8 protein-coding genes and 1 pseudogene are annotated in these 11,867 nt (G+C 73.9%); 3 read left to right on the top strand and 6 right to left on the bottom strand.

The genetic code is table 11. The features are described 5' to 3' along the window. Together RKE29_RS22610 and RKE29_RS22615 are read right to left on the bottom strand one after the other, a co-directional pair. Window positions 1-587: pseudogene (locus RKE29_RS22610) on the bottom strand (hypothetical protein); the annotation flags it as partial. A gap of 382 nt (window positions 588-969) precedes the next feature. Beyond that, a complete protein-coding gene (locus RKE29_RS22615) occupies window positions 970-1,995 on the bottom strand; it encodes an ATP-dependent 6-phosphofructokinase (protein WP_312007398.1) in 1,026 nt (341 codons plus the stop codon). A gap of 342 nt (window positions 1,996-2,337) precedes the next feature. Here RKE29_RS22615 and pta point away from each other — a divergent pair, with 342 nt between their 5' ends. The 3 genes from pta to pyk all read left to right on the top strand — a co-directional run bounded on the left by pta (window position 2,338) and on the right by pyk (window position 7,335). Continuing rightward, window positions 2,338-4,578 carry a phosphate acetyltransferase gene (gene pta / locus RKE29_RS22620; protein ID WP_312007399.1) on the top strand — a complete coding sequence of 747 codons (2,241 nt, stop codon included), beginning with the start codon at window positions 2,338-2,340 and terminating at the stop codon, window positions 4,576-4,578. After that, on the top strand, window positions 4,575-5,735 hold the full coding sequence (locus RKE29_RS22625) for an acetate kinase (protein ID WP_312007400.1): 1,161 nt from the start codon (window positions 4,575-4,577) through the stop codon (window positions 5,733-5,735). Before pta ends, RKE29_RS22625 begins: the two co-directional genes overlap by 4 nt. 172 nt (window positions 5,736-5,907) lie before the next feature. Continuing rightward, window positions 5,908-7,335, top strand: a complete 1,428-nt coding sequence (pyk, locus tag RKE29_RS22630; protein ID WP_312007401.1) for a pyruvate kinase — start codon at window positions 5,908-5,910, stop codon at window positions 7,333-7,335. Between the two features lie 136 nt (window positions 7,336-7,471). Here pyk and RKE29_RS22635 read toward each other — a convergent pair whose 3' ends face one another. The 4 genes from RKE29_RS22635 to RKE29_RS22650 form a co-directional block, all read right to left on the bottom strand. Further along, window positions 7,472-8,887 (bottom strand): hydrogenase expression protein HypF, encoded by a 1,416-nt coding sequence (locus RKE29_RS22635; protein WP_312007402.1) that lies wholly within the window; start codon window positions 8,885-8,887, stop codon window positions 7,472-7,474. Continuing rightward, window positions 8,877-9,431: a DUF6114 domain-containing protein gene (locus RKE29_RS22640; RefSeq protein WP_312007403.1), complete on the bottom strand. Its 555-nt coding sequence runs from the start codon at window positions 9,429-9,431 to the stop codon at window positions 8,877-8,879. The genes RKE29_RS22635 and RKE29_RS22640 overlap by 11 nt, the downstream gene beginning before the upstream one ends. Window positions 9,432-9,592: 161 nt before the next feature. After that, window positions 9,593-10,210: a DUF6230 family protein gene (locus RKE29_RS22645; RefSeq protein WP_312007404.1), complete on the bottom strand. Its 618-nt coding sequence runs from the start codon at window positions 10,208-10,210 to the stop codon at window positions 9,593-9,595. Window positions 10,211-10,771: 561 nt separating this feature from the next. Next, window positions 10,772-11,749, bottom strand: a complete 978-nt coding sequence (locus RKE29_RS22650; protein ID WP_312007405.1) for a tetratricopeptide repeat protein — start codon at window positions 11,747-11,749, stop codon at window positions 10,772-10,774. Between the last annotated feature and the right edge of the window lie 118 nt (window positions 11,750-11,867).

The raw sequence follows: 11,867 nt of genomic DNA on the forward strand, positions 1-11,867 counted from the left end.
CGGGCGGCGCGCGCGGGCGGGCCGCCCGGCGCGCCGCCACCGGGCGCGGGCCCTCCGGGGACCACGGACCTGCTGGTGACCAGCAGACTCCCCAGGCCGCGCGCGCAGGCGAGGTGCACGGCGGCGAACGTCTCGCCGTCCGGCGGGCCGCCGGGCCGCGCCCGGTCGGTGGCGAGCAGGCCGGCCCAGCCCTGGCCTAGCGGCACCGGCAGGGTGACGCGCGTGGGCACGGGCGGGTACAGGGCGCCCAGGCCGTGCTCGCGCGCGGGGCGGGGCGCTCCGGAGACGGTCACCTCGACGCGCTCCCGGCCCGCGGACACCTGGCACCAGGCGGACAGCGTGCCGGGCCGGCCGCCGCCGAAGGTGCCGGTGGTGCGGTCGCGCACGCCGACCTCGCCGCCGCCGAGCACGGCGCGCACCGCGCCGACGGCGAGCGCGCCGCCGCAGGCCCCGTCCAGCGCGCGCTCGTCGCTGCCGGAGAACCACGAGGCCGCCGCGGTCAGAGCGGCCATCGCCAGGGCCCCGGCGACCGCGCCGCGCACCAGGCGCCGGGCCGGCCGACGCGTCCACGGCCGGATCTTCGCCATTCGCCGCCGCTCCTTCGAGTCCCCGGCACGCGCTGGGTCGGCCCCGCACCACGCCGTATGGTCACCAGCCAGTCACTAGCCATACGGTCATACGGGAATGATGTCGCCCGAGCCGCCGTGGACGCTCCCGCGCGCCCCCTTGGAGCGCCGAGCGCCGGTGCGCGCCCCTGTACACCTGTTTGACGCGTCCCGGCCGCAGAAGACGTGCGGAGGCCCGGGAGCGGGCGGGAGTGCCATGGCCGCCCGGCCGCCGGACGTCACCGCCCGGGCCCGGCCGCCGGGCCCGGGCGGAGGAACCAGCGACCGGGACGGGCGGGGAGGACCGGCGGCCACGAAGGACCGGCGGCCGGGACGAGCCGACGGCCCAGGGGGCGAGGGCGCCTCAGAAGACCGACTCGGCCTCGTCCATGCGCGACACCGGCACGGTCTTCAGCTCGGTGACGGCCTCGGCGAGCGGCACCATGTGGATGTCCGTGCCGCTCAGCGCGGTCATCATGCCGTAGTCGCCGCGGTGGGCGGCCTCCACGGCGTGCCAGCCGAACCGGGTGGCCAGCACCCGGTCGTACGCGGTCGGAGTGCCGCCGCGCTGCACGTGCCCGAGGATGACCGGGCGGGCCTCCTTGCCGAGCCGGCGCTCCAGCTCGGCGGCGAGGCGGTTGCCGATGCCCGCGAAGCGCTCGTGCCCGTACTGGTCGATGGCGCCCTTCTGGTAGTCCATGGCGCCCTCGGCGGGGTGCGCGCCCTCGGCCACGCAGATGACGGCGAACTTCTTGCCGCGCGCGAACCGCTCCTCGACCATCCGCACCAGGTCGTCCACCTGGAACGGCCGCTCCGGCAGGCAGATGCCGTGCGCGCCGCCCGCCATGCCGGACTCCAGCGCGATCCAGCCCGCGTGCCGGCCCATGACCTCCACGACCATGACCCGCTGGTGGGACTCGGCGGTGGTCTTCAGCCGGTCGATGGCCTCGGTGGCGACGCCGACGGCGGTGTCGAAGCCGAAGGTGCGGTCGGTGGAGGAGATGTCGTTGTCGATGGTCTTGGGCACGCCGACCACCGGCAGCCCGCTGTCGGAGAGCATGCGGGCGGCCGTGAGGGTGCCCTCGCCGCCGATGGGGATCAGCACGTCGATGCCGTAGTCGCGGGCGAACTCCTTGGACGTCTCGCACGCCTCGCGCAGCCGGGCCCGCTCCAGCCGGGAGGAGCCGAGGATCGTGCCGCCGCGGGCCAGGATGCCGCTCACCGCGTCGAGGTCCAGCTTGCGGTGCCGGCCCTCCAGCAGCCCCCGGAAGCCGTCCTCGAAGCCGATCACCTCGTCGCCGTGGTCGGCGACCGCCCGGTGGACGACCGACCGGATCACGGCGTTGAGGCCGGGACAGTCGCCCCCGGCGGTGAGCACTCCGATGCGCATCGTGCGGTGTCTCCCCTGCTCCCTGCTGGGTACGTGTGAGCCGGTCCGATTGTTTCACGGGCGGCGGGGTGCCGCGTACCGCCCAAGGACGGCCCCGTATTCTCGGCGGTACGTGTTGTCAAGAGGACACAGCAGTTCCGTATAACTTCTCGCTCTATCTCTCTCTACATTTTCTCCTTCGCAGGATTCGGGCCTTCGGCGGGATTTCCACCGGGCCCGCGGCGGCCGGTTTTACGGACCGGCGGACCGGCAGACAGGCGCGGCCGGCGGACCGCCCGGCCCCGGCAGGCCGCCGGCCGCCCCACCCGCACGGCAAAACCCCACGAGGATCGGAGAGCAGGCGTGACGCGCAGTGTGTACATCACCGGAGTCGACCGCGGCGACGGCCGCCAGGTCGTGGAGCTGGGGGTCATGGAGCTGCTGACCCGCCACGTGGACCGCGTCGGGGTCTTCCGCCCGCTGGTGCACGACCGGCCCGACGGCCTGTTCGACCTGCTGCGGTCCCGCTACCGGCTGACCCAGCCGCCCGGGACCGCGCTGGGCACCTCTTATGAGGAGGCCGTCGCGCTCCAGGCCGAGCGGGGCACCGACGAACTCGTGTCCCACCTGGTGGACCGCTTCCACGAGGTGGCCCGCGCGCACGAGTACGTCCTGGTCCTCGGCAGCGACTACCGGGCCACCAACCTCGCCGACGAGCTGGCGCTCAACGCCCGGCTGGCCAACGAGTTCGGCGCCTCGGTGGTCGCCGTCGTCGGCGGCCAGAACCAGCCCGCGGACGTGCTGCGCGCCGAGGCGCACAACGCCCACCGCGCCTACCGGGCGCTGGGCTGCGATGTGGTGGCCGTCGTGGTGAACCGGGTCGCGCCCGAGGACCGCGAGGCCGTCGCCGGGGCGCTCGCCGCCAAACTGCCGGTGCCCTGCTACGCGCTGCCCGAGGACCCGTCCCTGTCCGCGCCCACCGTGGACCAGGTCGTACGGGCCCTGGACGCCGAGGTGCTGCTCGGCGACAGCGCCGGGCTCACCCGGGACGTACGGAACTTCGTCTTCGGCGGCGCGACGCTGCCGCGCTTCCTGGCCGCCCTGACCGAAGGCTGCATGGTGGTGACCCCGGGCGACCGGGCCGACCTGGTCATCGGGTCGCTGGCAGCGCACAGCGCGGGGGCACCGCCCATCGCGGGCCTGGTGCTCACCCTCGGCGAGCACCCGGGCCCGGACGTGATGGCGCTGGCGACCCGGCTGGCGCCCGGCACGCCGGTGCTCGCGGTGCCCGGCGGCAGCTTCCCGACCGCGGCCGAGCTGTCCACGCTGGAGGGCAAGCTGACGGCGGGCACGCCGCGCAAGGCGGAGACCGCGCTCGGGCTGTTCGAGCGGCACGTGGACACCGCCGCGCTGACCGAGCGCATCTCCGTCGCCCGCTCCGCCCGGGTCACCCCGATGATGTTCGAGCACGAGCTGATCGACCGGTCCCGCGCGCTGCGCCGCCGCGTGGTGCTGCCGGAGGGCACCGAGGAGCGGGTGCTGCGCGCCGCCGACGTGCTGCTGCGCCGGGACGTGTGCGACCTGACGCTGCTGGGCGAGGAGGCGGCGATCCGCCGCCGCGCCGCCGAGCTGGGCATCGAGCTGGGCGGGGCGCAGCTGGTCGACCCGGCGTCCTCGCCGCTGCGCGAGCGGTTCGCGCACAGGTACGCGCGTGCCCGCGCGCACAAGGGCGTCACCGAGGAGCTGGCCTACGACGTGGTCGCCGACGTGTCGTACTTCGGCACGCTGATGGTGGCCGAGGGCCTGGCCGACGGCATGGTGTCGGGCGCGGCGCACTCCACCGCCGCCACCATCCGCCCGGCCTTCGAGCTGATCAGGACCGCGCCGGGCGCCGAGATCGTCTCGTCGGTGTTCTTCATGTGCCTGGCGGACCGGGTGCTGGTGTACGGCGACTGCGCGGTCAACCCCGACCCGGACGAGCGGCAGCTGGCCGACATCGCCATCCAGTCGGCGGCGACCNGGCAGCTGGCCGACATCGCCATCCAGTCGGCGGCGACCGCCGCGCAGTTCGGCGTCGAGCCGCGCGTCGCGATGCTGTCGTACTCCACCGGCGACTCCGGCAGCGGCGCGGACGTCGAGAAGGTGCGCAAGGCCACCGCCCTGGTCCGCGAGCGCCGCCCGGACCTGCTGGTGGAGGGGCCGATCCAGTACGACGCGGCGGTGGACGCGGCGGTGGCGGCCACCAAGTTGCCGGGTTCGCACGTCGCCGGCCGGGCCACCGTGCTGATCTTCCCGGACCTCAACACGGGCAACAACACCTACAAGGCGGTGCAGCGCTCGGCGGGCGCGGTGGCGGTCGGGCCGGTGCTCCAGGGCCTGCGCAAGCCGGTGAACGACCTCTCGCGCGGGGCACTCGTCCAGGACATCGTCAACACCGTCGCGATCACCGCCATCCAGGCGCAGGGCGAGCGGCCCGCCGGCCCGGGCCCGGCCACCCCCGGCCCGGACACCCCGGGACCGGCGCCCGCCGCGCCCGTACCCCGCCCCGGCCAGAACACCCCCACCGCACACCCCGCCGCACACCCCGCCGCACAGGAAGCGTGACACGCGTGAACGCCACCGCCACCCGGGTCCTCGTCCTCAACTCCGGCTCCTCGTCGGTGAAGTACCAGCTGCTGGACATGGCCGACGGTTCCCGGCTCGCCTCGGGCAACGTGGAGCGCGTCGGCGAGGGCGAGGTCGCCGACCACACCGAGGCCCTCAAGCGCGTCGCCGCCGAACTGGACGCCCGGGACCTGGGCCTGCACTCGCCGCGGCTGGCCGCGATCGGCCACCGGGTGGTGCACGGCGGCACCCGGTTCACCGAGCCGGTGCTGGTCACCGACGAGGTGCTGGCCGAGGTCGAGAAGCTGGTCCCGCTGGCGCCGCTGCACAACCCGGCCAACCTCACCGGCATCAGGGTCGCCCGCGCGCTGCGCCCCGACCTGCCGCAGGTCGCGGTCTTCGACACGGCCTTCCACGCCACGATCCCGGAGGCCGCCGCGCGGTACGCGATCGACACGGCGACCGCCGACCGGTTCGGCGTGCGGCGCTACGGCTTCCACGGCACCTCGCACGCGTACGTCTCGCGGGAGACCGCGAGACTGCTGGGCGCCGAGCCGGCGGACGTCAACGTGATCGTCTTGCATCTTGGAAACGGCGCGAGCGCGTCGGCGGTGCGCGGCGGGGTGTGCGTGGACACCTCCATGGGCCTGACCCCGCTGGAGGGCCTGGTGATGGGCACGCGGTCGGGCGACCTGGACCCGGCCGTGGTGCTGCTGCTCGCGCGCGTGGGCGGCATGTCGGCCGACGAGATCGACACCCTGCTGAACAAGCGCAGCGGGCTGCTCGGGCTGTGCGGGGACAACGACATGCGGGAGATCGGGCGCCGCATGGCGGAACAGGATCCTGCCGCGCGGCTGGCTTTCGACGTGTACGTCCACCGATTGCGGAAGTATGTGGGCGCGTACACCGCGGTGCTCGGGCGGGTGGACGCCGTCGCGTTCACGGCCGGGGTCGGCGAGAACTCCCCGGCGGTGCGGGCGGCGGCGCTCGCGGACCTGACCGCGCTGGGCATCGAGGTGGACGCGGTGCGCAACGCGGTGCGCGGCTCGGCGGCGCGGCTGATCTCGGCGGAGACCAGCCGGGTGGCGGTGGCCGTGGTGCCGACCGACGAGGAGCTGGAGATCGCGAGCCAGACCTACGCCCTGGTACGGGCCTGAGCGGGCTGCGGCCGGGCGCGCGGCCCGGCCCGTACGGCTCGGCACCGCTCGTACGGGCCGGTCGTACGGCTCGTACCGGCTCCTACGGCCCGTCAGCACCCCTGGTCCCGCACGGCCCGTCCCGCACGGCTTTGAATATTCCGCCTCGAAACAAACCGATAGGATCCGCCCCATGCGCCGTTCAAAGATTGTCTGCACCCTGGGTCCCGCCGTCGACTCCTACGACCAGCTCAAGACGCTGGTCGAGGCCGGGATGAACGTGGCCCGCTTCAACATGAGCCACGGCAGCCACCCGGAGCACGAGGAGCGCTACCACCGCGTCCGCAAGGTGTCGGAGGAGACCGGCCGCGCGGTGGGCGTGCTGGTCGACCTCCAGGGCCCGAAGATCCGCCTGGAGACCTTCGCGGACGGACCCGTGGAGCTGCACCGGGGCGACGAGTTCACCATCACCACCGAGGACGTGCAGGGCGACCGGACGATCTGCGGCACCACGTACAAGGGCCTGCCCGGCGACGTGTCCAAGGGCGAGACGATCCTGATCAACGACGGCAACGTGGCGCTCCAGGTGATCGAGGTGGACGGCCCGCGCGTGCGGTGCATCGTCATCGAGGGCGGCGTGATCTCCGACCACAAGGGCATCAACCTGCCCGGCGTGGCCGTCAACGTGCCGGCGCTGTCCGAGAAGGACGTCCGGGACCTGCGGTTCGCCCTGAAGCTGGGGTGCGACATGGTGGCGCTGTCCTTCGTCCGGGACGCCTCGGACGTGCGGGACGTGCACCGGGTCATGGACGAGGTGGGCCGCCGCGTCCCGGTGATCGCGAAGGTGGAGAAGCCGCAGGCCGTCGCCAACATGGACGAGGTCGTGGCGGCCTTCGACGGGGTGATGGTGGCCCGCGGCGACCTGGCCGTGGAGTACCCGCTGGAGAAGGTCCCGATGGTGCAGAAGCGCCTCATCGAGCTGTGTCGCCGCAACGCCAAGCCGGTGATCGTCGCGACCCAGATGATGGAGTCCATGATCACCAACTCGCGGCCGACCCGCGCCGAGGCGTCCGACGTGGCCAACGCGATCCTGGACGGCGCGGACGCGGTGATGCTCTCCGCCGAGTCGTCGGTGGGCGCCTATCCGGTGGAGACGGTCAAGACGATGTCCCGCATCGTGGAGGCGGCCGAGAAGGAGCTGCTCTCGCGCGGGCTCCAGCCGCTGGTGCCGGGCAAGAAGCCCCGTACCCAGGGCGGCTCGGTGGCCCGCGCGGCCTGCGAGATCGCCGACTTCCTCGGTGCCGCGTCGCTGGTGGCCTTCACCAAGTCCGGCGACACCGCGCGCCGGCTGTCCCGCTACCGCGCCCAGCAGCCGATCCTGGCGTTCACCACGGATGCCGCCACGCGCAACCAGCTGTCGCTGACCTGGGGCGTGGAGTCGTTCGTGGTGCCGTGGGTGGAGAACACCGACGCGATGGTGGACCTGGTGGACGCCGAGGTGCTGAAGCTGGGCCGCTACTCCGAGGGCGACATCATGATCATTACGGCCGGTTCGCCGCCCGGCCTGGCCGGCACCACGAACATGGTCCGGGTGCACCACCTGGGCGGCGAGGAGTCGTAGGCCCCGTACGGGAGTCCCGGCAGGCCAGGGGCCTGGTGCGGGAGATCGAAGAGGCGGTGGGCCGTCCCCCTGGTCGTAAGGGGGCGGCCCACCGCCTCTTCTGCGGCTCCCGGACGGGCTTTCGGGTCTGACCGGTTTATTCCCCGGTCTGATAGAGATGCATACCCGGAATGGTCAACTCACCACCGAACTGGCCCGCCTGCCGCACGGTGACGCTGGTGAAGAACACCTCGCTGAGGTTCAGCGGCGGCGGGGTCTTCGGGCTGAAGGTGACCGGGATGAGCCCGAGCAGGTTGCCCTTCAGCTCCTCGGTGTACATGGTGACCGTTCCGTCGCGGAACGTGGAGACACTGCCCGGGCGGGCCTTGACGTGCGTGGTCCCGCCGCCCGCGCCGACCGTGCTCTGGTGCAGGTCCCTGATGTCGACGGCCGACGCGGTGAACTTCAGCACCCGCTTGAGCTCCCCGCTGTACTGCTTGACCTGCACGATGCCGTGGTACTTCAGCCCGTGCAGGGTCAGCACGGAGCACTCCAGCGTCCACGGGTCGTTCGGCAGCAGGCTCGCGGTGGGCTCCTCCTCGGCGTTCGCGTACGCCTCGGCGTCGAAGGTCGGGCACGGGTAGGGCTGGAGGTCCCCGCCGTCCCCGCCGTCCGCGCCGTCAGCGGCTGCCGAGGGGGACGCGGACGGCTCCGGCGCGGCGGGCGCGGAGGAGGCTGCCGGGGCGGGGCTGCCGCCGGCCTTCCCCGCCGGGTTGCCGGACGGGCCGTCGGCGTCCTGGGCGTCCCTGCCGCCCTGGGCGTCCTGGGCGGGCGGCGTGCCGGACGGGCCGGTTCCGGCGGAGGAGGGGCCGGGGGCCGGGCTCGCGGGCGCCGGGGCGGTGGCCGACGGGCTCGGCGACGCGGAGGGCCGGGGCGCGGGCGTGCCGCCGCCCTGGCCCCCGGTGAGCAGCTCCGTGAGCGTCCGCTTCAGGCCCAGCGGGTCGAGGAGGTCGAGCACGCCCTGGCCGTCCGACGGGGCGGCCGCCGGGCCGGTGCCGGGAGAGGCCGACGGCCGCGCGGTGGCCTCCAGGCCGGTCTTCGGGGCCCTGGACGCGCTCGGCGCCGGACCGGTCGCGCCGGCCTCCCCTGCCCCGGCCCCGGCGCCGGCCCCGGCGCCGCCGTCCCCTGCCTGCCCGGACTCCCGCGCGGCCGCGCGCGGCGACGGGCTCGGGGCCGGCGTGCCGCCGCTGCCGCCGTCCGCCGCGCCGGCCCGCGCCGCCTTCCCGGCGGCGGCCGAGGGGTCGGGCGTGGGCTCGGGGCTCGGCGTGCCGTCCGGCTGGGTCACGCACGGGCCGGGCTTGAACTGGTCCTGGTCGCCCGCGCTCGCCCGGGCGAGCTGCGGGGTGAGGCCCATGCCCATGAGGATGGCCGTGGGCATGGCGGCGATCGCCATGGCCTTGCCCGCGGGCACGTGGAGGCGGCCGAGCACCGACTTCCTCGGGGCCGCGTGGCGCGGTCCGGCCTTCGGCCGGCGTGGGGTCGCGGCGTCCGCCCGCTCCTCGTCACCCGGCACGGTGCCTCCCCTTCGTGGCGTCCTGCTCCAGCGCGACCCCCCCGGTGGCTGCGGGTTCCGGCGCGGGTCCGGCGGTGCCGTCCCCGCCCTCGTCGGCGGGCGGCTCCGGCCCGGGGCCGGGATGCTCCGCGGGCTGGGCGGCGGGCGCCTCGCCGGGCGCCCAGGCGACGCCCATGCCGCCGCCGAAGAGGGCGAGCAGGAAGCCCGCGAAGAAGCCGCCGAAGTTGGAGACGACCAGGGAGACCAGGCCGAGCATGATGGTGGCGACGCCGGCGAAGACCCGCACCATGGGCTGGAACCACATGCTCAGGCCCAGCACGATCAGCAGGACGCCGATGATGAGGGAGCCGGAGCCGGCCGTGGTCGACATCCGGATGGTGAGCTGCCCCATGGTGAGGTTGGCGTACGGGAAGTACATGATCGGCAGCCCGGCCAGTATGGTCAGCAGCCCGGCCCAGAACGGGCGCTGCCAGCGCCACGCTCTGAAGGTCAAGCGCCACCGGCTGATGACGTCGTCACGTGGCCCCGGCGACTTGGCACTCATGAAAAACGGCTCCCCTGGCCTGCCGATCGGTTCGATCGGTCTTTCCTCGGCTGCGGTCTTTCCTCGGTCGCGGACGGGTACGGCACCGCCGACGTGCCGCGTCGCGGGCACGGTGCGGGGTGAGGGGCACCGCGCGGTCGGCCCCCCACCCGCTCAGCGCCTCAGAAGCACTCGTCCTTGCCCTTGCTGACCCCCATCGACAGGCCGGCGAGCTTGAAGGTGCCGGCGCTGGTCGCCCACGCCACCTGCTTGACGTCGGTCAGCGTGACCGAGTCGGCCTCCTGGGCGAAGGAGCCGGGGTCGGTCCGGTCCCCGTGCTTCACGCCCGGGCCCTTGGTGGTGTCCCCCGCCGCCACGCCGATGTTGATCTCGTGGAACGTGGCGTCGCCGTCGAGCTGGTCGAGATCGGTGTACAGGTTCTTGGCCTCGACCGTCTTGCCGTCGTTGCCCGCCTTCAGCTTCAGTGTGACGTCACCGAACAGCGGAACGGGGACGACGACGGACTGGCACAGGCCCTTGAGCCGGGCGGTGTCGAACCCGGAGACCGCCACCGGGACGGTCTTGCCGCCGTGCTGCGCGTCGATCGCCCCGTACTGGACGAAACCCTCACCCTCCAGCCGGTCCACCCGGACCTTGAACTGCTGCCCGGACACGCTGAACGAGGCCGCGAGCGCACCCTGGGACAGGGCGACGCCGATGGCGGCCGTCGCGGCCACGCTGGGCACCATGACGACGGCGAAGCGCCGCCATCTGGTCCCGCCGCGAGCCAGAGACTCCATGACTTTCCTCCTTCTCGGACGTACATCTCCGGCTGGGGCCGCGAAGCCCCGAACCTGGGATGGGAGAAGTGCTACGTCCTCGGGGAGGAGAGCGCCAAAAGTCTCGAACCGCCCATCGTGCCCGAAACACGGCGATCACCCCCGAGCGACACCACCGGCCGCGCCCTCCGCGCGACCCCTCGGACAGGCTCCGCCCAGGAGCGGAGACCCCCCTGTCCGCGGCCGGCGCCCGTACGCACACCGGCCTGCCCGCCGCCCGCTCTCCCCACGCACCGACCGGTCGCCGGACAGCAGAAAACAGACCTGGGCTTGGCCGATCGTGGTCCATTCCCGGCCGGGGCACAAGGGGTTCGTTACCAGTGAGTAACGGACGAATAACCGAACCACGGCGACACGCAGGAAACCGGGCACGGACGGTCGTCACTCTCCGCCCGGAAACAAAGGGATCTGTCACGCCAAAAGCGGACCAAAGCCCGAGTTTTGGTCACTCCTCGTGACAGCGGCCGCGTTTGCCAAGTTTTGGTAAAACGCGGCCGCCGAATTGTTTGAGCCCGGGAAACGTCAGAAGAGAACACGTGCCAGGGCACTGCGCGCCGCGGCCACACGCGGGTCCTCGGGACCGACCACCTCGAACAGCTCCAGCAGCCGGACCCGGGCCGCCTCCCGGTCCTCGCCCGCCGTCCGCCGCACCGTCTCCACCAGCCGCCCGAAGGCGTCCGCCACGTGGCCGCCCACCAGCTCCAGGTCGGCCGCGGCCACCTGGGCCGCCACGTCCGCCGGGTCCTTCGCGGCCGCCTCGCGCACCGCCTGCGGGTCCGCGCCGCGGACCCGCTGCAGCAGCTCCGCCTGGGCCAGGCCGACCTTCGCCTCCGCGTTGCCCGGGTCGTCGGACAGCACGTTGCGGTACGCCTGCACCGCACCGCCGAGGTCGCCGGAGTCCAGCGCCTCGTGCGCGGCGGCCAGCGCGCTGTCGTACGGCGTGGCGGGCCGCGCCGGAGCCGCCTGCTCCGCCTCCGGCTCGTCCTCGGCGCCCGGCTCGACCCGGGCGCCGACGATGCCGAACTGCCGCTCGGCCGCCTGGATCAGCTGGTCGAGCACCTGCCGCACCTGCGCCTCGGGCGCCGCGCCCTGGAACAGCGGTACCGGCTGGCCCGCGACGACCGCGAAGACGGCCGGGATGCCCTGCACGCCGAACTGCTGGAAGAGCAGCTGGTTGGCGTCGACGTCGATCTTGGCGAGCACGAACGCGCCCGCGTACTCGCGCGCCAGCTTCTCCAGCACCGGGCCGAGCTGCTTGCACGGCTCGCACCACTCGGCCCAGAAGTCGATGACGACCGGTACCTCGGTGGACCGCTGGAGGACGTCCTGCTGAAAACCCGCCTCGTCGACGTCGTACACCAGGCGCGTGGGCGCGGCGGCGGACGTCCCGCCGCGGGCCGCCTCGGCCCGCGCGCGCTCCGCCTTCTGCTTGGCTTCCGCGGCCGCCTTCACCGCGGCGAGGTCGACCACTCCACTCATGGACATGTTCCGTGGCTGCATGGTCCTATCCTCCCCCCTCCGCGCGGCGATTGGGGACAGCACTCCGCCGTGGCCCGGCCGGGGCCCGCGCGGCGGGCCCCGCGCGGGCCCGCCCGCGCGGGAGGGCGCGCCCCGCCAG

This window comes from Streptomyces sp. B1866 (genome assembly GCF_031932565.1).
Lineage (GTDB): Bacteria > Actinomycetota > Actinomycetes > Streptomycetales > Streptomycetaceae > Streptomyces.

Excerpts from the sequence above, each read along its gene's own strand:
- RKE29_RS22640 (WP_312007403.1), bottom strand. The coding sequence starts at position 9,431 with ATGAGTGCCAAGTCGCCGGGGCCACGTGACGACGTCATCAGCCGGTGG.
- RKE29_RS22645 (WP_312007404.1), bottom strand. The coding sequence starts at position 10,210 with ATGGAGTCTCTGGCTCGCGGCGGGACCAGATGGCGGCGCTTCGCCGTC.
- RKE29_RS22615 (WP_312007398.1), bottom strand. The coding sequence starts at position 1,995 with ATGCGCATCGGAGTGCTCACCGCCGGGGGCGACTGTCCCGGCCTCAAC.
- pyk (WP_312007401.1), top strand. The coding sequence starts at position 5,908 with ATGCGCCGTTCAAAGATTGTCTGCACCCTGGGTCCCGCCGTCGACTCC.
- RKE29_RS22650 (WP_312007405.1), bottom strand. The coding sequence starts at position 11,749 with ATGCAGCCACGGAACATGTCCATGAGTGGAGTGGTCGACCTCGCCGCG.